This is a genomic window from Spirillospora sp. NPDC048819, assembly GCF_040650055.1.
Classification (GTDB): Bacteria; Actinomycetota; Actinomycetes; order Streptosporangiales; family Streptosporangiaceae; genus Spirillospora.
This window is the reverse complement of record NZ_JBEZGN010000027.1, coordinates 64107-83981: the sequence shown is the minus strand read 5'-3', so window position 1 is coordinate 83981 and position 19875 is coordinate 64107. Positions and strand designations below refer to the sequence as shown.

20 protein-coding genes and 3 pseudogenes are annotated in these 19875 nt (G+C 74.1%); 11 read left to right on the top strand and 12 right to left on the bottom strand.

The genetic code is table 11. The features are described 5' to 3' along the window. Positions 1-272: 272 nt before the first annotated feature. Entirely contained in the window at positions 273-1769 is a 1497-nt protein-coding gene (locus AB0C35_RS30330) for an MFS transporter (RefSeq protein ID WP_358463131.1), read from the bottom strand. Positions 1770-1969: 200 nt separating this feature from the next. Between AB0C35_RS30330 and AB0C35_RS30325 the strand changes: the two genes are divergently transcribed. From AB0C35_RS30325 to AB0C35_RS30310, 4 genes and pseudogenes are all read left to right on the top strand, one after another. Next, entirely contained in the window at positions 1970-2899 is a 930-nt protein-coding gene (locus tag AB0C35_RS30325; RefSeq protein WP_358463128.1) for an RNA polymerase sigma-70 factor, read from the top strand. Between the two features lie 242 nt (positions 2900-3141). Continuing rightward, the gene (locus AB0C35_RS30320; RefSeq protein ID WP_358463125.1) at positions 3142-3639 is read left to right on the top strand and encodes a pyridoxamine 5'-phosphate oxidase family protein; all 498 of its coding nucleotides are present in this window, start codon (positions 3142-3144) and stop codon (positions 3637-3639) included. A 7-nt stretch (positions 3640-3646) separates the two neighbouring features. After that, positions 3647-4014: pseudogene (locus AB0C35_RS30315) on the top strand (YciI family protein); the annotation flags it as partial. Positions 4015-4020: 6 nt separating this feature from the next. After that, positions 4021-4456: pseudogene (locus AB0C35_RS30310) on the top strand (sigma factor); the annotation flags it as partial. Positions 4457-4916: 460 nt separating this feature from the next. Here AB0C35_RS30310 and AB0C35_RS30305 read toward each other — a convergent pair. Together AB0C35_RS30305 and AB0C35_RS30300 are read right to left on the bottom strand one after the other, a co-directional pair. Continuing rightward, complete coding sequence (locus AB0C35_RS30305; protein ID WP_358463122.1) at positions 4917-5789, bottom strand: class I SAM-dependent methyltransferase; 873 nt, start codon at positions 5787-5789, stop codon at positions 4917-4919. 127 nt (positions 5790-5916) lie between these two features. After that, positions 5917-6507, bottom strand: a complete 591-nt coding sequence (locus AB0C35_RS30300) for a helix-turn-helix domain-containing protein (protein ID WP_358463119.1) — start codon at positions 6505-6507, stop codon at positions 5917-5919. Positions 6508-6775: 268 nt separating this feature from the next. On the opposite strand from AB0C35_RS30300, the gene AB0C35_RS30295 reads away from it, so the two are divergent. Next, on the top strand, positions 6776-8248 hold the full coding sequence (locus tag AB0C35_RS30295) for a serine/threonine-protein kinase (protein WP_358463116.1): 1473 nt from the start codon (positions 6776-6778) through the stop codon (positions 8246-8248). Between the two features lie 202 nt (positions 8249-8450). Here the strand turns inward: AB0C35_RS30295 and AB0C35_RS30290 are convergent, their stop codons facing one another. The 4 genes and pseudogenes from AB0C35_RS30290 to AB0C35_RS30275 form a co-directional block, all read right to left on the bottom strand. Further along, on the bottom strand, positions 8451-8678 hold the full coding sequence (locus AB0C35_RS30290; RefSeq protein WP_358463113.1) for a PhzF family phenazine biosynthesis protein: 228 nt from the start codon (positions 8676-8678) through the stop codon (positions 8451-8453). 64 nt (positions 8679-8742) lie between these two features. Then, positions 8743-9321: pseudogene (locus AB0C35_RS30285) on the bottom strand (PhzF family phenazine biosynthesis protein); the annotation flags it as partial. Between the two features lie 133 nt (positions 9322-9454). Next, positions 9455-9703, bottom strand: coding sequence for an EthD family reductase (locus AB0C35_RS30280; RefSeq protein WP_358463110.1), 249 nt, complete (start codon positions 9701-9703; stop codon positions 9455-9457). A 175-nt stretch (positions 9704-9878) separates the two neighbouring features. Then, positions 9879-10898, bottom strand: coding sequence for a site-specific integrase (locus tag AB0C35_RS30275; RefSeq protein WP_358463107.1), 1020 nt, complete (start codon positions 10896-10898; stop codon positions 9879-9881). A 119-nt stretch (positions 10899-11017) separates the two neighbouring features. On the opposite strand from AB0C35_RS30275, the gene AB0C35_RS30270 reads away from it, so the two are divergent. After that, positions 11018-12163 (top strand): hypothetical protein, encoded by a 1146-nt coding sequence (locus AB0C35_RS30270; RefSeq protein WP_358463104.1) that lies wholly within the window; start codon positions 11018-11020, stop codon positions 12161-12163. A 450-nt stretch (positions 12164-12613) separates the two neighbouring features. Here AB0C35_RS30270 and AB0C35_RS30265 read toward each other — a convergent pair whose 3' ends face one another. From AB0C35_RS30265 to AB0C35_RS30250, 4 genes are all read right to left on the bottom strand, one after another. Beyond that, on the bottom strand, positions 12614-12802 hold the full coding sequence (locus tag AB0C35_RS30265) for a hypothetical protein (protein ID WP_358463101.1): 189 nt from the start codon (positions 12800-12802) through the stop codon (positions 12614-12616). After that, entirely contained in the window at positions 12799-13098 is a 300-nt protein-coding gene (locus tag AB0C35_RS30260; protein ID WP_358463099.1) for a hypothetical protein, read from the bottom strand. Before AB0C35_RS30260 ends, AB0C35_RS30265 begins: the two co-directional genes overlap by 4 nt. Positions 13099-13116: 18 nt before the next feature. Continuing rightward, on the bottom strand, positions 13117-13797 hold the full coding sequence (locus tag AB0C35_RS30255) for a DUF4158 domain-containing protein (protein ID WP_358463320.1): 681 nt from the start codon (positions 13795-13797) through the stop codon (positions 13117-13119). Between the two features lie 127 nt (positions 13798-13924). After that, on the bottom strand, positions 13925-14317 hold the full coding sequence (locus tag AB0C35_RS30250; protein WP_358463096.1) for a DUF6069 family protein: 393 nt from the start codon (positions 14315-14317) through the stop codon (positions 13925-13927). A 161-nt stretch (positions 14318-14478) separates the two neighbouring features. On the opposite strand from AB0C35_RS30250, the gene AB0C35_RS30245 reads away from it, so the two are divergent. The 4 genes from AB0C35_RS30245 (at position 14479) to AB0C35_RS30230 (ending at position 18145) form a co-directional block, all read left to right on the top strand. After that, positions 14479-15660, top strand: a complete 1182-nt coding sequence (locus AB0C35_RS30245; protein ID WP_358463093.1) for a histidine kinase — start codon at positions 14479-14481, stop codon at positions 15658-15660. Beyond that, a complete protein-coding gene (locus AB0C35_RS30240; protein WP_358463090.1) occupies positions 15648-16310 on the top strand; it encodes a response regulator transcription factor in 663 nt (220 codons plus the stop codon). The genes AB0C35_RS30245 and AB0C35_RS30240 overlap by 13 nt, the downstream gene beginning before the upstream one ends. A 163-nt stretch (positions 16311-16473) precedes the next feature. Continuing rightward, positions 16474-16893 (top strand): YciI family protein, encoded by a 420-nt coding sequence (locus AB0C35_RS30235; RefSeq protein ID WP_358463087.1) that lies wholly within the window; start codon positions 16474-16476, stop codon positions 16891-16893. A gap of 7 nt (positions 16894-16900) precedes the next feature. Continuing rightward, positions 16901-18145, top strand: coding sequence for a DUF6596 domain-containing protein (locus tag AB0C35_RS30230; protein ID WP_358463084.1), 1245 nt, complete (start codon positions 16901-16903; stop codon positions 18143-18145). 11 nt (positions 18146-18156) lie between these two features. On the opposite strand, the gene AB0C35_RS30225 is transcribed toward AB0C35_RS30230, so the two are convergent. Then, on the bottom strand, positions 18157-18765 hold the full coding sequence (locus AB0C35_RS30225) for a TetR/AcrR family transcriptional regulator (protein ID WP_358463081.1): 609 nt from the start codon (positions 18763-18765) through the stop codon (positions 18157-18159). Between the two features lie 125 nt (positions 18766-18890). Here AB0C35_RS30225 and AB0C35_RS30220 point away from each other — a divergent pair, with 125 nt between their 5' ends. Beyond that, positions 18891-19787, top strand: coding sequence for a virginiamycin B lyase (locus AB0C35_RS30220; protein ID WP_358463078.1), 897 nt, complete (start codon positions 18891-18893; stop codon positions 19785-19787). Positions 19788-19875 lie beyond the last annotated feature (88 nt).

Here is a 19875-nt window from a genome sequence, read left to right as displayed (position 1 = left end):
CCTTCGTCCGGATGGCGCTTCGCCCCGGCCGCCCCGCGCGGTCCGGCGGCGCGCCCTCTCGCGCCTGCGCGGCGGCACGTGCGCCGCCGCGTCCCGCGTTTCCGCAGGTTCTGGCCTCGGCCGACGATTCTGCGGCACGACCGGGGTCTTGCCGCAAGCCCCCCGGTGCGCTATACGTTGAGAGTGGCAAGGAGTGGGTCTTCCTCCTTGCCTCTTCCTCTCTCTGGTCCGCTGTGGACGGACGGTCACGCCGGCTTGGATCCGCCGGAGGATCAGGTGCGGACGAGAAGCGGTTCGGCGCCGTCCGCGTCCTCTGCGGCGTCCCGCCCGGGGCGCGGGGTGTTCATCAGGACGGCGATGATCAGCGTGCCGGCCAGCAGGATCCCCCCGGCCCAGGCGCCGGCCGCCCCGAAGCCCTCCACCACCGCCTGCTTGGCGAGGGCCGGGTTCGCGCCCTGTGCGGCGTGCGAGGCCAGGTAGTCCGCGGTCGCGCTGGTGGCGATGGTGTTGAGCAGCGCGGTGCCGATCGATCCGCCGATCTGCTGCGCGGTGTTGATGGTGGCCGAGGCCACGCCCGAGTCGTCCTGGTGGACGCCGTGGGTGGCGTAGTTGAGCGCCACCGGCATGATCATGCCCGCCCCGAAGCCGAGCAGGAGCTGCGCGACGAGCACGCCGCCGGCGTAGGAGGTGCCGGTCTCCAGGGTGAGCATCCACAGCATGCCGGCCGAGCTGATGAGCATGCCGGGGACGATCAGCGCCCGCGGCGGGAGCCTGGGCAGCATCCGGGTGGAGATCGCGCCGGCCGAGATCAGGACCGCGGTGACCATCGGGAGGAAGGCCACGCCCGTCTTGATCGGCGAGTATCCCTTCACGACCTGCATGTAGTAGGTCAGGAACAGGAACGCCCCGAACATTCCGATGACGGCCAGTCCCACGGTCAGGTAGGCGCCGCCGCGGGTGCGGTCGGCGATCACGCGCAGCGGCAGCAGCGGCTGCGGCACCCGGCTCTCCACGACGATGAACGCGGCGAGCAGCACCGCGCCGGCGGCCAGCAGGCCGGTGACCGTCGCCGAACTCCAGCCGTCGGACTCGGCCCGGCTGGTGGCGTACACGATCGCGACCAGCCCGCCGGTCACCAGCAGCACGCCGGGGACGTCGAACCGGGCCCGGCCCGCGTGCCGCGACTCGGTCAGCACCATGTACCCGCCGATCGCCGCGATCAGGGCGATGGGGATGTTGATGTACAGGCACCAGCGCCAGTCCAGGTAGTCGGTCAGCGCCCCGCCGGCCAGCAGCCCGATCGCGCCGCCCGTGGCGGAGATGGCGCCCCAGATCCCGAACGCCTTGGCGCGCTCCTTGGGCCGGGTGAACGTCACCGTCAGCAGCGACAGCGCCGACGGCCCCAGCAGCGCGCCGAACGCGCCCTGCAGTGCACGGGCGGTCAGCAGCATCTCGAAGTCGGCCGCCGCGCCGCCCAGCGCCGACGCGCCGGTGAAGCCGGCCAGCGCGATCAGGAAGGTCCGCTTGCGGCCGGTGTAGTCGGCGATCCGGCCGCCGAGCAGCAGCAGGCTGCCGAACGCCAGCATGTAAGCGGTGATGATCCATTGCCGGTCACCGTCGGAGATCCCCAGGTCCCGCTGGAGCGACGGCAGCGCGATGTTTACGACCGTGGCGTCCAGAACGATCATGAGCTGGGCCAACCCGATGAACAACAGCGCGGCCCAGCGGCGCGGCGTGCCCGCCGGGTCCTGCGCCTTCGTGGTCGCCATGAGACTTCGTCCTCACTCGTGCGGTTGCGTGCCGCGCGGATCGTTCGCGCGGCCCTGACGAACACGAGATGCCGGCGGCCCGCTCCCTGTGACAGCACCGTGATATGACGTGCGCCACCCGCCGTGGATGTCACACGGAGGCGGCGGCCGGCGTCTCGTGCGTGCAGCGGAATCGAGTGCGAACAGGCGGGGAGCAGGCAATGAGCGAGCGAACGACCGACACGGCCGGGCCGGCGGCTCATGACGACCGCGCGGACGCCGCGACCGAGGTGTTCGTCGCCCACCGCAACCTGCTGTTCACCGTCGCCTACGAAATGCTCGGCTCGGCCGCCGACGCCGAAGACGTCCTGCAGGAGACCTGGCTGCGATGGGCCGACGTCGACCTGGCCACCGTGCGGGAACAGCGCGCCTACCTGGTGCGGATCGTCACCCGGCAGGCCCTCACCCGGCTGCGCGCGCTCGGCCGCCGCAAGGAGTCCTACGTCGGGACCTGGCTGCCCGAGCCACTGCTGACCGCACCCGACGTGGCCGAGGACGTCGAACTGGCCGACAGCGTCTCAATGGCGATGCTGCTGGTGATGGAGACGCTTCAGCCGACCGAGCGGGCCGTCTTCGTGCTCCGCGAAGTATTCGATCTGCCCTATGACGAGATCGCCGAGGCCGTCGGCAAGAACCCCGCGGCGGTCCGCCAGATCGCCCACCGGGCGCGGGCGCACGTCGCCGCGCGGCGGCCGCGCGACGTCGTCTCCCCGGCCGAGACCCGCGCCGCGCTCGCGGCGTTCCAGCGGGCCGTCGAGACGGGCGACCTGCAGAACCTGCTCGACATCCTCGCGCCGGACGTCGTCCTGCTCAACGACGGCGGCGGCCTCAGGCGGGCGGCGCCGAAGCCCATCGTGGGGTCGGGGAAGGTGGCCCGCCTGCTGGGCGGCGGCTTCAACAGGTTCCGCGGAAGGACCTGTGTCGAGCGCGTCCAGGTCAACGGCCACCCGGGGCTCATCGTGCGGCTCGACGGCGAGATCGCCGCCGTCGTGGCGGTGCGGGTCGGGGTCGGCCGCATCACCGGGCTGTACGTCGTGCGCAGTCCCGAGAAGCTGTCGCGTGTGGAGCGGGAGACGGCGCTGAGCCGCTGACGCCGGACCTGGACGCCCCCTCGGCACCGGGTACCTACCGGTGACCGAGCCCGGCACGTCGGGCCGTGCGGCTCAAGGACGAAGCACGTCGTGGAAATCGGCATGCCTCCGGATGTCGAGAACGCGGCGGCGGCTCCGTCCCAGGGACACCAGCGGGCCCGGGCCCGAAGATGTCCGAGTCGACGACATTCCACACACCGGCCGCCGGGCGGACCGGGAAGGCGACAGCGAAGGAGACGACCGTGCAACCGAACGAGGTCACCGAGGTTCTGAACCGGCCGATCAGCCGGGAGCTGCTGGCCCGCGACCTGACCCGCCTGGCCTACGTCGCCAGGGACGCCACACCCCGCAACGTCCCGATCGCGTTCACCTGGAACGGCTCGCAGATCGTGATGTGCACCGCCAAGAACGCCCCGAAACTCCCCGCCCTGCGCGAGAACCCGGCGGTCGCCCTGACGATCGACACCGAGGTGCACCCGCCCAAGATCCTGCTCATCCGCGGCCGGGCCGAACTCGACGTCGTCGACGGCATCCCGGACGAATACCTGGAGATGAACGGCTCCTACGAGATGACGCCCGAGCAGCGGGTCGAGTGGGAGGCGGGGGTGCGCACGCTCTACGACGGAATGGTCCGGATCGTCGTGACGCCCACGTGGGCGAAGCTGATCGACTTCGAGACGACTCTGCCGAGCGCGGTCGAGGAACTGATCCGGCGGCGGGACGAGCACCAGAACGCATGAGAACCGCCCGGCGGCGGCCAACGACGCGCCGATGGAGCAGTGGACGCCGGAGGAGCTTTCGGCCCACGTGCAGTACATGGAGGACTTCATCGGCCGGCTGGAAGGCACCGGCGAGTTCGTCGACAGTCAGGCGCTCTCCCCCGAGGCACCTACGTCCGCTACGACGGCGAGGGGCGGCCACCGGCGACCGACGGCCCGTTCACGGAGACCAAGGACCTGATCGCCGGCTGGATCGTGATCGACGTCGAGACCTACGAGCGGGCGCTCGAACTGGCCGGTGAGCTGTCCGCTGCCCCGGGCGCGGGCGGCGAGCCGATCCACGACTGGCTCGAACTGCGCCCGTTCCTGGCCGCGCCCCCGACCATCACGGAGTGACGCACAGTGGACGAGGCCCGGCTGCGGACCCTCACCCCCACGGTGATCGGCGTCCTCGTGCGCCGCGGGGCCGACTTCGCGGCGGGGCCGACTTCCCGGCGGCCGAGGACGCCGTGCAGGACGCCCTGGTCGAGGCCGTGCGGGTGTGGCCGGACGACCCGCCGCGTGACCTCAAGGGCTGGCTGACCACCGTGGCCTGGCGCAAGTTCCTCGACGCCGCCCGCGCCGACACCTCCCGGCGGCACCGCGAGGAACGCGTCGAGGTCGAGCCCGCGCCCGGCCCGGGCGAGGCGGTGGACGACACGCTCCAGATGTACTTCCTGTGCGCGCATCCGCCCTGACACCGGCCTCGGCCGTCGCGCTCACGCTGCGCGCGGTCGGCGGCCTGACCACGCGCCAGATCGCGCAGGCCTACCTCGTGCCGGAGGCGACCGCGGCGCGGCTCTACGTCGAAGCCGCCCGTTCGGCCTCCAGCCTCCCCGAACAGATCCACCTCACCCGGCAGGCCGCACGGCTCAACGCGCACCTGCGCAACTGAGCGGCGGCCCGGAGGCCCGTTAGGCGGATTCGGAGTCGAGGACACACCCGGCGGCGCCGCGGTATGCGCCCACGCGGGCCAGGAAGGTCAGCACCCGAACGGGTTTCCTTTTCCGCCGGACTCGCCCGCGAAACGCGAAGGTCGGCAGTGCCTCGCTCTCGCCGAATTAAATGTGCCGCCGCCCGAACGCGGTTGCCCCAAGAAAGCGGCGGCATGGCATGCCTCCGTCTGCTCCCGGGCGGCACGCCCGACCCGGCGTCTACGCAGTCGCCCGACGCGATGCCGAGTGCGGACCCCGGCGGACGCGACACCCCTATCGTTTGCGCGTGGTGACCCGAGTTCTCAACCGGCCCACTGTTCGGGGTCAGGTGCGGCGGGCGGCCCAGACGGTGCGCTCGGTGCGTACCGTCAGGTCGTCGCGGCGCAGGATGCTGTGCGGGCTGCTGGTGTCGAGGATTCGGTCGAGCGCGGTGAGGTCCTCGGGCGAGAGCGTGTCCGTGATGACGCTGCGGATGCGCTGCAGGACGCCGGTGGCGTAGCGGCCGATCGCTTCGTCGCTCGAGCCTTCGAGGTTCACGGCGATGGTGCGTTCGCCCTCGACGGTGAATCCGGCGGCGGTCAGCATCGGGCCCCAGTCGGCGCCGCGGTGAGGCATGTGTTGGGCCTGGCGGCGGTCGGCTGCGGCGTGGACGCGCTCTTCCAGGCCGGGCCGGTCCTCGGGGGCGTTTTCGGGCAGGAAACGGGGGTGGCCGGCCAGTTCGACGACGGCGAAAAGGCCGCCGGGCGCGAGCGTGCCGTGAACGGTGCGCAGTGCGCGGTCGGGGTGGGCCATGTGGTGCATCGAGGCCGACGCCCAGACCAGGTCGGGTGAGCCGAGTTCGGGCCAGGCCGCTTCATCGAGGTCGGCCTGCACCGTGTGGACGCGTTCTCGGACGCCGCGGGCGCCCGCCTTGGTGCGCAGGCGCTGCAGGTGTTCGGCGGAGGCGTCGACGGCGGTGACGTGCGCGTCGGGGAAGCGGTCGAGGAGGGCGAAGGTGCCCGCGCCCGTGCCGCAGCCCAGGTCCACGATGTGGTGCGGGGCGGTCTGCAGCGGCAGCCATGCGGTGATGGAGGCGGTGTGCTCGGCGAGGACCTCGGCGTCCAGGTCGAGGATCTCCGCCTGGCCGTCCATCGCGTGCCCGTGGTGGTGACCGTGTGAAGCGCCGTGGCGGGGAGCGCCGGTGTGTGCGTGGCTCATGCTCTTCACACTAAGACGACATGCGCGTGCAGCACGAAACATCCCAGTTTACGCAAGATGATGGTCCAGGGCGCTGCCTGACGCGCAAGAGGTCACCACCGGGGAAGACCGTCGCGCAGCCTCACTGTCACTCGGGAGCGCCCTGGGTGTCGTCGCCGTTGTCGCCCTGGTGGCCGCGGCGGGCGTCGCGGTCGAAGATGCCCAGGATCTCGCAGGGGCCGCCGTCGGCGCCGATCGCGTGCGGCATCATCGTCGGGAACTCGGCGGCCTGATTGGTCTCGAGGCGGAAGCGGCGGTGGCCGAGCATGAGGATCGCCGTGCCGGACAGGACGACGAGCCATTCGCGCCCCGGGTGGGCGCGCATGCGCGCCGGGTTCTCGGGTGGCGGTTCGGTCATGCGCTGGCGCAACACGCTCATCCCGGGGTCGGCCTTGATGGTCCAGCGCATCCGGCCGTGGGCGCTGTCGATCGTCGGGCTGGTGACGACGTCGTCGGCGGCGGTCTCCACGAGCCGATCGAGCGTGGTGTCCAGTGCGCGGGCGAGGGTGACCAGCTGGTCCAGTGCGAGGCGGCGCTGGCCGTTCTCGATGCGGCTCAGCGAGGACTGGCTGAGGTGCGCGCGGGAGGCCAGCTCCTCCAGGGACCAGCCCTGCGCCACCCGCAAGGCGCGGATGCGTTTGCGGACGAGGCTGTCCAGATCTCCATCTTCTTGCGTCATGGGCAATAGTATATGCCTGTACGGCAAGCACGCCGGTTGCGGCAGCTGACCCGAGGACCTGACCTTCTTCGCCCAGCGCACTGACCTGGATGAGGCCGCCCGCGCGACCGGTTCGCCGCCCGCGGCATGCCGGCCTGGCGGCGGCTGCTGGAATATCCGCTGTTCGAGCTCGCCGACCTCGGCTGACCGCCCCGGGAGATCGCGGGCCGCCGCGAGTGTAAATGATCTCTGCTCGGCGAGCCGCTCCGGCATGGTCGAATAGGCGACTATGGCTGCCTCACTGGAACCCGGCGATCCCGAGCAGATGGGCGAGTACGCGCTGACCGGCCGTCTCGGGGAGGGTGGTCAGGGCGTCGTGTACGCCGGGCGCGGGCCGGACGGCGGGGAGGTCGCCGTCAAGCTGCTGCGCACTCATGCCGCACGTGATCCGAAGGCGCGTGAGCGGTTGGTGCGCGAGCTGGGGTTCGCGGAGAGGGTCGCCGAGTTCTGTACCGCCCGGGTGCTGGAGGCCGACATCCATGGCGATCAGCCCTACATCGTCAGCGAGTTCGTGTCCGGCCCGTCCTTGTACGAACTCGTCCGCGACGAGGGGCCGCGGACAGGTGCGGCTTTGCAGCGGCTGGCCATCGGCACCGCCACCGCGCTGGCGGCGATCCATCAGGCGGGAGTCGTGCACCGCGACTTCAAGCCACCGAACGTGCTCATGGGCGAGGACGGTCCGCGGGTCATCGACTTCGGCATCGCCAAGGCTCTCGACGGCGCCTCCACCATGACGAGCCAGATCGTCGGAACTCCCGCCTACATGGCGCCCGAGCAAGTGGGCGGCCAGGAGCCCGGCACATGGACCGACATGTTCGCCTGGGGAGTCACCATCTTGTTCGCCGCGACCGGCCGTTCCCCTTTCGGGGACGACACCGTACCCGCGGTGATGCATCGCATCCTGCACGCCGACCCCGACACCAGTTCGCTTCCCGAGCCCTTGGCCGGGCTGGTCACCGCTTGCCTGGCCAAGGAGCCCGCCCGCAGGCCGACCGCACCGCACGTCCTGCTCGCCCTGCTCGGTCTCGGCACGGCACCGGGAGGCGCCGATGATCTCCTGGCGGCCGGCGCCACCGCGGTCGAGCGCGTCATGCCGCCGCTGCCGGCCGCGCCGGGCTCGCCGTTGGAGCCCAGCCCCAGCCCCTACGGTCAGCCCCCGCGCGGCCCCGGTCAGTTCGCCTGGCACCCGTCCAGCCCACCCCCGCACCCTGACATGCCGCCGCCCGCGCCGAGGGCGAACGCGGCGGCGGCGGTGATCGCCGGCGTCCTGGCGCTGCTCGCCGCCGGCATGATCGTCTGGTTCGCGCTCTACAACCTCGTCTACGCGTTCGGGCCCACCGGTCGCTGGTCCAGCATCGTGTTGGTGAACGTGCTCGGCGGCCTCATCGGCGCCGTGTTGCTGGTGGTCGCAGCAGGGTTCACGTTCGCCCGCCGGATTTTCGGCGCGTGGACACTGTGCGCGCTTTGCGGGCTTTACGTCGTGGCGTCGATCTTCGTGGGGCCGCTGCTGTGGGAAACGGCCTTCATCACTCAGCTCAAGTTCCTCTTCGGCGCCGACGGGGGCGACGGCGTCGCGATGGCGCTGGCGATCATCTTCTGCGTCCTGACGGCGATCATGGGGGCGATCGCTGGCAGCGTGAAGTCGCACGGACCCGACCGGCGATCGGCCTTGGTCCTTCCCGGCGTCCACGGGCCCGGATGATCGCCTGCCCCGGTCCCGCCGTAGTTTTCAGCGAAAACCAACGACAGACCGTTGATCTTGTCCTGGCCTGGTTCTCAGCCCCCAGCCGCGCCCTCGACACCGCGTCCCGCTGACGCCCGCCACCGGGTGCCGGCGCTAGACCGCAGCGGACAGCCCCAGCCCCATGCGCGGATCGCAGAAGGGGGACGGTCTGGTCGTCGCCTCAGTGTCCGTCGCGGACCATCGCTAACCCGCCGACCCGGGTCGTGATGCCCGCCGGCCCGCGTCGGGCCGAAGCCAGCACGCTGGCCGGTCGACCGAGGGTGTCACCCTGCTCCACCTCGATCGCGACCGTCTGCGCCCCTGTCGTGTCGAGCAGGTGGGCGGCCAGGCAGCCGGTGCTGTTGGCGTTGGCGACGTCCTCGTCGACACCGATCGCCGGCGCGAACATCCGCGCCGCACCCCGGTCGGTCGCCCACCGGCGGTACGTACACGAAACAGCCGAGGAGCCCGTACCGCCGGCACGCCGCTGTCAGCCTGCCGAGGTGTGGGCGGACTCGGAGCAGCGGCGACCGGTCGTGGACCGGTACCAGCATGCGTGGTGCGCCGGGCGCGGCGATCCGTGGCGCGTCGGCCGGATGCGGATCGTCCGCGGTGAGCCCGAGCGCGGCGACGATCGCGGCGCGCTCGTCCGGTGCCGGGTGGCGCAGCGCGACGAGGCCCTGGTCGAACCACACCTCGATGCCGGCGGGCCGGCGGATCGCGACGGTGTCGAACGTGCGCCCGCCGGTGTGTTGGCGGTCGTTCAGCTCGCCCAGCGCGGTGCGGGTCAACCGGACGGCCTGCGCGGCAACGGTGCCGTGGCCGCAGCCGGACAGTTCGGCGGTGGCGGTGAAGAACCGGACCGGCCGGCCACCGTCCGGCGTCCGCGCCGGGCCGAGGAACGCCGCGTGCGAGGTGCCGGCCGCAGCGGCGACCGCACGCCGGTCCGCGTCCGTCGCCGCCGGGTCGTCGTCGGTGACGGCCGTGGGGCTACCGCCCCGGCCGTCGCGCCGCACGCACGCATCAACCACCGTGACATCCGGCCAGGACATCGGCCCACCTTTGACGCTCAACGAACCGGCAACCGCGAACGGCGTCCGCCGATGGCCGGGCCTGGCCGCGACGGCCGGCCGAACGCGTCCCGGAGCGTACCGGCCTGCCTCAGCCGGTGCCGTCCTGCACCGGCTAGTGGATGACGACCGCACCGCCGGTGGCGTAGTTGGCGACATCGGCGGCCACCCGCCGGCCTCGCGGCGACGCCCGCGCCGCGGCCATGGCGGCGGCGTCAGCGAAGTCGCCTTCGAAGACCGCGAATACGTCGAAGCTGTAGCGCCACGCAAGCAGGCCGGGCAGATTCATGACCAGCGGAAGGTGGTTGGTCACGTAGTAGTCGCGGAAGTGGTCGGGTTCGGCGGGCTTGGAATACAGGACCACCAACTACTGCATGACGACCTCCGTCCAGAGACGAGACTGCAACACTCCGGGTGACCGGGGAGCTCCTGCGAGAACCAGGGGCGACACGGAACGTTTCGGATCGGCGGCCGGCTCCCATTCCGTCCGCGGTCGGGAAGGCCCACCGCAGGGCCGGGGCGCGTTCTGCGTGCCTGGGCTACTGACGCCCGATGTCCTCGGGGGTGGGGAAGGGGAGGCGGTCGACGGCGCCGCGGCGTCGGCGTTCGGGGCGGCGGTCGTAGCGGGCGGTGGTGGCGGGGGAGGCGTGCCCGACCAGCTGCTGGACGGTGGAGAGGTCGACGCCCTGGTCGAGGAGGTCGCCGATGAACGTCCGCCGGAAGTCGTGCGGCGTCATCGGCGGCAGGGCGGCCTGCCTGCGGCGCTTGACGACCGCGTTGCGCACCGCCGCGTCGGTCATGGGGCGGTGCTGGACCGCGCCCGAGCGGTGCACCGGCTTGAACAGCGGCCCGGCGGCGCGGCCGTCGGCCGCCAGCCACGCGCCCAGCAGCGCGGCCGCGCCCTCGTGCACGTACTCCAGCCGCTGCTTGTCGCCCTTGCCGGAGATCCGCAGCGACCGCTCGCCCGGGTCGTAGTCCTCGCGGCGCAGCGCGGCGACCTCGGCGCGGCGCGCGCCGGTCGTGTAGAGGACGGCCAGGAGCGCGGCGTCGCGCACGCCCGCCGGTGACCGGTCGGCGGCGCAGGCCCGCAGCAGCGCGGTGAACTCGGCGGCGTGGACGCTGCGCCCGGCGGGCAGCCGCGTCCCGCGGAAGTTCGGCACCGCCCTGGCCCGCTGGTAGTCGTCGGTGGACATCTCGCCCAGCCGCCACGCCGTGCGCAGCACCCCGCGCAGCGCCGACAGATGCAGGTTGCGGTAGGAGGGCGACCACGGCGCAGGCTCCCCGTCCGGGCCCTGCGTGGTCTGCCGGCCGATCAGCGCCCGCAGCCCGGCGGTGTGCTCGGCGCGCAGCCGCTCCCACGGGAACGACTCCCCCGGCGCCGGGCCCGGCTCGCGTCCCGACGCCGTGTGCAGCATCGCGGCGAGGCGGTGCAGGCACGCGCCCATGGCCCGCCGGGACCGCGCGCTCTCCAGAGAGGCGACGTAGACGTGGAAGGCGCTGCGCGCGGACGGCGCGGGGTGCGCCTCGGGGTCCGCGGCGACTGGCTGGAGATCGTCCATGGCGGCAGCCTAGCGGCTCTGGCTTCTGAGAACGTGCATTGTCGTCAGTTAGCCTCCCTGATTTTCCAGGGCTTCTTGTTTTCTGGAAATAGAAAAACAGGAAAGGGTAGGCTGGGGTCGTGACGATGAGTGAACAGACGGTGCAGGCGGGCGAGCGCGCCTGCCGGTATTGCGGGAGGTCCGTCCCGCAGCGTGAGGGGCGCGGACGTCCGCGCGAGTACTGCCTCGACGGCGACTGCCAGTCCCGCGCCAAGCGGGAACGGGAGCTGCGGCGCGCCACCCCCGGCCTGGAGGGCGCTCTGGCGCGGGCCGAGGACCTGTACGAACGGATGGAACAGGGCCTCGCCGCGGCGGTGGCGCCGCTGGCCCAGGCCCTGGACGCGGAGCTGTCCCCGCGCGGGGTGGAGGCACGCGTCAGCGCCGTCCAGGCCGAGGCGCAGCGGGCCGTGGCCGCCGCGCTCGCCGACCGGGAGGACGCCGCGGGACGGGCCGCCCGGGCCGATGAGGCCGCGGAGAAGGCGCGGGAGGCCGCCCGCACCGCCCGCGCGCACGGCCGGCAGGCCGAACGGGAACGCGACGACGCCGTCCACGCGGCGGAGCAGGCCCGCTCGGAGGCCTCCGCCGCCGTCCAGGCCGCCCAGGACGAGGCCGAGCGGACGATCGAGGCGGCGCGCGCGGAAGCGGACCAGGCCGTCCGGCAGGCCCGCGCGGACGCCGACCGCGCCACCGCCGAGTCGCACGCGCAGACCGAACAGGCCCGGCTGGACGCCCAGGACGCCCGGTCACAGGCCGACGAGGCCGGCCGCGCCGCCGAGGCCGCCCGGCAGGACGCCGAACGGGCCCGGGCGGAGGCCGCCGGCGCCCACGAGGCCCGGTCCCGCGCCGAGGGGCTGCGGGCGGCTGAGGAGGCACGCGCCCAGGCGGCCGAGCAGGCCCGCGAACGCGCAGACGCCCGCGCCGACGCGGCGCAGCGCGCCCACGCGGAGGCGGTCACCGCGCTGGAGGCCGCCCGCGGCGAGATCGGGCGCCACCGGCGGAGCGCCGACGCGGCGGACGCGCGGGCCGAGGCCGCCCGCGCGGAGGCGTCGGAAGCGCGTGCGCTGGCCGAGCGGCTGCGTGAGGAACTCGCCGAGGCCCGCCTCGACCTGCGCGCCGAGCAGGCCCGATCCGCCGAGCTGGCCCGCGAGCGCGACGCCGCCCGCACCGAGGCCGGCGCCCAGCGCGAACGCGCCATCACCGCCGAACTCGCCGCCCGAGACTCCTGACCACCCCCTCAGCGGAGCCCGTGCACGGGGTGCACGCGGCTGCGGGGCGGTCTCCGCGCGCGGGTAGGACGGTCGGCCCCGGCCAGTGGCCGGGCAGATGTCGGCGGCCGCGGGGGCGCGTCGGCCGGAGGCGGGGGCGCGGCGGCCGGCCAGGAACACCGGCCCGGTCGTGCGACTCTTGAACAGGCGGGGCAGCAGCCGGGCGGTGCTGGTGGCCCAGTGCACGTACTCGATCGCGCCGCCCTTGGACACGACCCGTGCCCGGCGCAACTCGAGGTCCAGATCCTCGATGTTAAGGCTGAGGATCTCTTCGGCGCGGGCGGCGGGCGGTCTCGTACAGCATCCACCACAGCACCCGCTCGCGCAGTCCGTGCGCATTGTCGGCCAGCAGCTTGTCCAGGCGAGCGCGGGGGATGGTGCGGTCACCGCGCCGGGCGGGTTTACGGCGGGTCAGCCGGGGTGACGTCCCACTGGCGACCTCAGTCGGACAGATCGTCGTCCCCATCGGGGGGCGGAGCCGACGCATACCGCCTTCTCCCAGGTCGGGTTCAGCAGCCCCGGCAGCGTCCGCATCGCCGCCAGCACCGCCTCGGCCTCGGGCGTGGCCCCGAACGCGATGACCTCGGTCAAGATCCTCATGAACGGGCGACCGTGGCGATCCGCTCGCTCAGCCGGGCCCGCATCTCAGCGTCGGCGTCCGCGTCCGGCGGCGGCACCAAGTCCGACACCGCCTCCAGCAACTGTTGGCGCGGCACGATCGTCTCGATCGACTCCCACACCTGCTCCAGGTTCAGCCCTTCACCGAACGCGGTGACCTCGAACAGCACCTCCACCGCCACGGCCAGCCGCGCCGAGTGCTTGGCCAGCCGCGGGTGCCGGCGGGCCCGCTCCTTGTCGGTGGTGCTCTCGGCCTTGCCGATCAGTTCGGTCACCATCAGCAGGTCCAGCAGCGCCTACAGCAGGTCGGCGAGTTTCTCGTGCGGTTCCTCCACGGCCTGGTCCCGGACCCGCGCCACCGTTCGCGCCAGCGTGGACACCCCCGGCAGCAGCACCGCGTTGGTCAGCAGCCACCGCACCCCATCGGTGAAGATGGTCTTGGGCCCCTGGCCGGTGTTCCACGCCCGCGACCGCACCCACTCGGCGAACTCGGCCTCGGCCTCGGAGAACTCCCGCAACCCGTGAGCGACCTTGATGTCGTCACGGTGCTCGAACGGCGTGTTGCGCCGCTCGGTGTATCGCTTGACGCACGACGGATCGGCGATCTGTAGTTGGCCGGCGAGCCGGTCCAGCACCACCGTCGGCACCTCCAACAGGTCCTGCGGGGTGATCGGGCGGTGCGGGGGGACAATGTCGTCCACGGGCGCGTCGGGGCGGTCTAGGACCCGGCGGACGGACGGCTCGGGCAGCAGGTCGTCGACGGGGTCGTCGAGCCGAAGGCGGCACTCCTCCACCGGCGTCATCGTCGCCGCGGCCGTGATCTGCCTGGTGACCGACGCGATCCGGTAGATCGCGTCGGGGCGCATCGGCAGGCCGCCGGCCTCGGCGGTGCCGGGGACCTCGGCGTGCGCCGCGCCTCGCCGCGCCGCCAGGGCGATCAGGCCCGGGACGGCGCCGTCGTCGACGTACCCGGGCAGCGCCGCGCATCCGCCCGAGCCGCTTCACTGACGGGTTCATCGTTTCCTCCTCGTCCGTGGGTAGACGGGCGCGGCCGCGAGGGGTCATCGCCGCGCCGCGCACCGGCCCGGGGCCGCGGGGCGAGGGTCAGCGGCCTCGTGCCGACAGGCCGAGGCCGGGGATGAGGACCGCGGCGACGAGCAGGTGCATCGCCGCCAGGATCGCCGTGCTCGCGGTGTCGGCGGCGCTGCCGAGCGGCCCGGTCATCGACAGGGCGAGCACCGTGACGGCGGTGATCGTCCAGACTCGTCCGGGCCGGCTGACGGTCCGTTCCAGCAGCGCGAGCAGCGCCCAGGCCGCCAGGCCCGCGAGCAGGCCGCCGACGGCGACCGTGACCGCCCCGACGGGGTGGACGTCGCCGCCGGTCGCGGCGGACGGCCCGTGCCCGGCCACCGGGCCGGTCAGCGTCCACAGGACCAGCGCGGCGGCCGCGGCGCCGGCGACGGTCAGCGTCCTGCGGGTGAGGTTGCCGTTCGGCATGTGCTTCTCCTTCGTTCGGGGGCCGGTTCGGGGTTCAGCGTCGCCGCCGCGGCGCGGCGGCCGCATCGGGCGCGGGGCGGGACCGGGTCCGACCGCCGTGGGGGCGGGCACCGACTTTGGTCGGTGTCGGCGCCGTGACGTGCGGAGCTAGCCTTTGGCCGATGAACGAGCCGGTGCACGAGGAGACCGACGGGCGGGCGGGCGCCGACCCGTGGGGGCGGCGCCGCAGGGCCGGCGCGGCGACGGTGTTCGCCGTGGCGGGGGTTCTGATCGCGGTGACGATCTGGGCCCGCCACGACGCGGGCGCGGCGGGCGGGACGCTCGCCGTGGACATCGCGGCCGGCGCGGCGGCCTGGCTGCTGTCGCCGGTCCTGCTGTGGCGTCCGGTCCCGGTGGCGCTGGTGCTCACCGCTCTGGCGGCGGTGTCGGCGGCCGCGACGCCGGCGGCGACGATCGCCGCGCTGCAGGTGGCGCAGCGGCGGCCGTTCCCCGTCGCGGCGGGGGTCGGCGCGGCGGGGATCGCCGCGCACGTCGTCCAGGGGCTGTGGCAGCCGCCCGGCGGGATCTCCTTCGGCTGGTGGCTGCTGCTGATCGCGGCCGGCTACGGCGCGCTGGTCGGCTGGGGCGCGCTGGCCCGGGCCCGCCGCGCGCTGCTGATCTCGCTGAGCGAACGCGCCCGCCGCGCGGAGGCCGAGCAGGGCCGCCGGGTCGCCGAGGCCCGCATGGCGGAGCGGACGCGGATCGCCCGGGAGATGCACGACGTGCTGGCGCACCGGCTGTCGCTGCTGGCCACCTACGCGGGGGCGCTGGAGTACCGGCCCGACGCGCCGCCCGAGAAGCTGTCGCAGGCCGCCGGGGTGGTCCGCGCCGGGGTGCACCAGGCCCTCGACGAGCTGCGGGAGGTGATCATGCTGCTGCGCGGCGAGGATACGGCCGAGGAGGGCCGCCCGCAGCCCGTCCTGGCCGATGTGCCGCACCTGGTGCGGGAGTCGCGCGATGCCGGCGGGACGGTGGAGCTGCGCGACGAGGTGGCCGAGCCGGACGCCCTGCCCGCGGCGGCCGGGCGGACCGCGTACCGGGTCGTCCAGGAGGGCCTGACCAATGCCCGCAAGCACGCCGCGGGCCTTCCCGTCACGGTGGCGCTGGAGGGCCGGCCCGGCACCCGGCTGGTGATCGACATCCGCAACCCGCTGCCCCCCGCCGGCGCCGGGCCGGCGGCGCCCGGCAGCGGGACGGGGCTGGTCGGGCTGACCGAGCGGGTGCGGCTGGCCGGCGGGCGGCTCGACCACCAGGCCACCGCGGGCGAGTTCCGGCTGCGCGCCTGGCTACCATGGCCGGCGTGACCCGTCCCCTGCGCGTGCTGATCGTCGACGACGACGCGCTCGTCCGCGCGGGGCTGTCGATGATGCTGGACGGGACGGGCGGCATCGCCGTGGCCGGAGAGGCCGCCGACGGCGACGAGGTGCCCGCGGCCGCCGACCTGCACGCCCCCGACGTCGTGCTCATGGATCTGCGGATGCCGCGGGTGGACGGCATCACCGCGACCCGCAGGCTGCGAGCCCGGGCGAACCCGCCCGAGGTGATCGTGCTGACGACGTTCGACTCCGACGACGACATCCTGCGGGCGCTGCGCGCCGGCGCCGGCGGGTTCCTGCTCAAGGACACCCCGCCGGACCAGATCGTCCGGGCGGTCCGGCAGGTCGCGGCCGGGGACCCGATCCTGTCCCCGCGGATCACCCGGCGGCTCATGGACCGCGCGGCCGTCGAGGCCGGCGCCTACCAGCGGGCCCGCGCGGCACTGGAGGGCCTCAGCCCGCGCGAGCGCGAGGTGGTCCTGGCGGTCGCCCGGGGGTGCTCCAACGCCGAGATCGCCGCTGAGCTGTTCATGAGCGTGGCCACCGTCAAGGCGCACGTGTCCAGCGTCCTGACCAAGCTCGACATGGGCAACCGCACCCAGATCGCCCTGCTGGCCCACGACGCCGGCCTCGTCTAGGGGCCGGCCGCGGAGTGCGTCGGCCGGTTCACCGGACCCGGTCCCGGCTCGGGCGCGCTCGATGCCCGGAATGCGATCCTGGGAAGGTGTCGAACGGAGGGCGGCGGCTCCGACGTCTCCGGTGAGAGGCGCCGCGGGGGCGCCGGCACGAGAGGGAACGGCCATGAAGTACATGATCATGCTGTACGCGTCGCAGCGGGAGTACGACGAGATGGCGGGCAAGGTGCCGGAGGGCGAGGCGGTCTGGACGGCCGCCGACCTGGCCGCGATGCACGCGTTCATGGAGAAGTGGAACCGTGAGCTCGTCGAGTCCGGGGAGTTCGTGGACGCCAACGGGCTGGCCGCGCCCGTCCACACCCGCAGGTTCCACTCCGAGGGCGGGGTGCCCGTCGTCACCGACGGCCCCTACCCCGAGACCGCCGAGGTCCTCGCCGGGTACACCATCGTCGAGTGCGACAGCTTCGACCGGGCCTCGGAGATCACCGCGCGGCTGGCGGGGTGCCCGGCGCCGGCGGGCGCGGAGGGCACCGCCATCGCCGACCTGCGGCCGATCGTCGACGGCCGCGCCGACCTGGAGGCGTGACGGCCCGGTGACCGCCGGCGGATTCGAGGACCTGCTGCGCCCGCTGGCGCCGCAGGTCCTCGGCGCGCTGGTCCGCCGGTACGGGCATTTCGACGCCGCGGAGGACGCCGTCCAGGAGGCGCTGATCGCCGCGGTGGCGCAGTGGCCGGACGGCGGCGTCCCCGACGACCCGCGCGCCTGGCTGATCAGGGTCGCGTCGCGGCGGCTGACCGACCTGCTGCGCGCCGAGCAGGCGCGCCGCCGCCGCGAGGACGCCGCCGCCGCAGCGTGGGCGCCGCCGGGCGAGTGGGCGCCGCCCGCCGCCGGCGGGCCGCCGGGCGACGCCGACGACACGCTGATCCTGCTGTTCCTGTGCTGCCACCCGGTGCTGCCGCCGGACCTGCAGATCGCGCTGACCCTGCGCTCGGTCGGCGGGCTGACCACCGGGGAGATCGCCCGCGCGTTCTTCGTCCCGGAGAAGACCATGGGGCAGCGGATCAGCCGGGCCAAGCGCCGCATCAGGGACAGCCGCGTGCCGTTCCGGATGCCGGCCGCGGCCGAGCGCGCGGACCGGCTCGCCGCGGTCCTGCACGTCCTCTACCTGGTCTTCAGCGAGGGCTATGCGAGCACGGCGGGGACGAGCCTGGTCCGCGGGGAGCTGTCGGCGGAGGCGATCCGGCTCGCCCGGATCGTGCACCGGCTGCTGCCCGGCGAGGGCGAGGCGGCCGGGCTGCTGGCGCTGATGCTGCTCACCGACGCGCGCCGGCCGGCGCGGACGGCCCCGGACGGCGGGCTGGTCCCGCTCGCCGAGCAGGACCGCGCGCTGTGGAGGGCCGATCTCATCGCCGAGGGCGTGGCGCTGATCTCCGCGGTGCTCCCCCATGGTCCCGCCGGCCCCTACCAGCTGCAGGCGGCGATCGCCGCGCTGCACGACGAGGCGGCGACGCCGCAGGAGACGGACTGGCCGCAGATCGCCGCACTGTACGAGGTGCTGCTGGGCATGTCCGACAATCCGATGGCGGCGCTGAACCACGCCGTCGCCGTCGCCATGCACCGCGGCCCGGCCGTCGGGCTCGCCCTGCTGGAGAAGCTGGAAGGCGACCGGCGGATCTCGGGGCATCACCGCCTGCACGCGGTCCGCGCCCATCTGCTGGAGATGTCGGGCGACACCGCCGGTGCGCGCGAGTCGTACCTGGCGGCGGCAGGGCGCACGCACAGCGTCCCCGAGCAGCGCTACCTCCACGGCAAGGCGGCCCGGCTGGGCGGCGGGTGACCCGCCGCAGGTCAGGGGGTGACGAACGCGCCGGCGCGGGCGGCGGCCGCGGCGGCCGCGGCCGCCCGGTCGGCGGCGGCCTCGTCGACCGCCTCGCCGGTGACGAACAGCCGGTAGTACAGCGGCGCGACCGCGACCCGGACGACGTCGGCGGCGTCGGTCCCGGCGGGCGCCTCGCCGCGCCCGATCGCGCGCTCGACGACGGCGGCGGACTGCTCGTGCCGCCGCGCGAAGAAGGCGTGCAGGGCGCGGGCGGCGCCGGTGCTCTGCGCGGCGGCGAGCACGAACGCGCGGGCGACGGGCCCCTGCCCGGGGTCGGTAAAGCCGGTCAGGACGAGCCGGGCGATCGCGCGCAGGTCACCGGCGAGGGTGCCGGTGTCGGGCACCGGCCACGGTTCGCCGGCGGCGAGTTCCAGCGCGTCGGCGACGAGTCCCTCGGCGTTGCCCCAGCGCCGGTAGACGGTGGTCTTGTGGACGCCGGAGCGGGCGGCGACGCCGTCGACGGTGAGCCCCGGGTAGCCGTGCTCGGCCAGTTCGGCGAGGGTGGCCTCCCGGACGGCGTCGCGCACCCGCGCGGTGCGGCCGCCGGGGCGGACGGTCCCGGGCCCGGGGGCGGTCAAGCGCCGTCCCGGGGAGACCGGCGGGACGGGCGGCGGGTTTCCACACCCCCATCGTAACGCAACAGCCGTTGCGTTAACCTCGCCTCGTTGCGGAAACAGCACTTGAGGGACGAGGGGGGCACTTCATGACGCAAGGTTCGTACGCCACGATCAGGGAGTTCACGGTCTGCGGACCGGACTCGGGCCCGTACGGCATCACCGCCGGGCCGGACGGCGCCCTGTGGTTCACGCTGGTCCACGAGGGCCGCGTGGGCCGGATGGAACCGGACGGGCGCCTCACCCTGCATCCCCCCGATCCCCTCCCCGGCGGGCCGATGGTCATCACGGCGGGCCCGGACGGCGCGCTGTGGTTCACCGCCTTCCGCGGCGACGCGATCGGCCGGATCACCACCGGCGGCGACGTCGCGCGGTTCGCCGTCCCGCAGGGCTGCGGCCCGTGCGGGATCGCGGCCGGGCCCGACGGCGCCCTGTGGTTCACCCAGATGCACACCGGCCGCATCGGCCGGATCACCACCGGCGGGCACCTCACCGAGCACCCGCTGCCCGACCCGGACGCCATGCCCTCGATGATCACGGCGGGCCCGGACGAGGCGATGTGGTTCACCCTCAACCAGGGCAACGCCGTCGGCAGGATCGCCCCGGACGGGGACCTGGCCGTCCACCCGCTGCCCACCGAGGGGTCGGCGCCGGTCGGCATCACCGCCGGGCCCGACGGCGCCCTGTGGTTCACCGAGATCGGCACCGGGCACATCGGCCGGATCACCACCGACGGGAAGGTCGCCGAGTACCCGCTGCCCGACCCCGCCGCCCGCCCGCACGCCATCGTCACCGGCCCCGGCGGGGACCTGTGGTTCACCGAGTGGGGCACCGCGCACGTCGGCCGCATCACGCCCGGCGGCCGCGTCGACGAGCACCCGCTGCCGACGCCGGGATGCGAGCCGCACAGCATCGCGCTCGGCCCGGACGGCGCGCTGTGGGTGGCGCTGGAGACCGGCGCGCTCGCCCGCGTCACCGCCGCCTGACCCACCCCCCCGGCCACCGCCCCGACCGCCGGGCGCCTCCGTTCGCGCGGGGCCCGGGGACGGAAAACCGGTTGGCATGATCGGCGGC

What these genes read in the sequence shown, in the direction of transcription:
- AB0C35_RS30330 (WP_358463131.1), bottom strand. Translation starts at nt 1,769, where the DNA reads ATGGCGACCACGAAGGCGCAGGACCCGGCGGGCACGCCGCGCCGCTGG.
- AB0C35_RS30325 (WP_358463128.1), top strand. Translation starts at nt 1,970, where the DNA reads ATGAGCGAGCGAACGACCGACACGGCCGGGCCGGCGGCTCATGACGAC.
- AB0C35_RS30305 (WP_358463122.1), bottom strand. Translation starts at nt 5,789, where the DNA reads ATGAGCCACGCACACACCGGCGCTCCCCGCCACGGCGCTTCACACGGT.
- AB0C35_RS30300 (WP_358463119.1), bottom strand. Translation starts at nt 6,507, where the DNA reads ATGACGCAAGAAGATGGAGATCTGGACAGCCTCGTCCGCAAACGCATC.
- AB0C35_RS30295 (WP_358463116.1), top strand. Translation starts at nt 6,776, where the DNA reads ATGGCTGCCTCACTGGAACCCGGCGATCCCGAGCAGATGGGCGAGTAC.
- AB0C35_RS30290 (WP_358463113.1), bottom strand. Translation starts at nt 8,678, where the DNA reads ATGTTCGCGCCGGCGATCGGTGTCGACGAGGACGTCGCCAACGCCAAC.
- AB0C35_RS30275 (WP_358463107.1), bottom strand. Translation starts at nt 10,898, where the DNA reads ATGGACGATCTCCAGCCAGTCGCCGCGGACCCCGAGGCGCACCCCGCG.
- AB0C35_RS30265 (WP_358463101.1), bottom strand. Translation starts at nt 12,802, where the DNA reads ATGAGGATCTTGACCGAGGTCATCGCGTTCGGGGCCACGCCCGAGGCC.
- AB0C35_RS30260 (WP_358463099.1), bottom strand. Translation starts at nt 13,098, where the DNA reads ATGGTGACCGAACTGATCGGCAAGGCCGAGAGCACCACCGACAAGGAG.
- AB0C35_RS30250 (WP_358463096.1), bottom strand. Translation starts at nt 14,317, where the DNA reads ATGCCGAACGGCAACCTCACCCGCAGGACGCTGACCGTCGCCGGCGCC.
- AB0C35_RS30245 (WP_358463093.1), top strand. Translation starts at nt 14,479, where the DNA reads ATGAACGAGCCGGTGCACGAGGAGACCGACGGGCGGGCGGGCGCCGAC.
- AB0C35_RS30240 (WP_358463090.1), top strand. Translation starts at nt 15,648, where the DNA reads ATGGCCGGCGTGACCCGTCCCCTGCGCGTGCTGATCGTCGACGACGAC.
- AB0C35_RS30235 (WP_358463087.1), top strand. Translation starts at nt 16,474, where the DNA reads ATGAAGTACATGATCATGCTGTACGCGTCGCAGCGGGAGTACGACGAG.
- AB0C35_RS30220 (WP_358463078.1), top strand. Translation starts at nt 18,891, where the DNA reads ATGACGCAAGGTTCGTACGCCACGATCAGGGAGTTCACGGTCTGCGGA.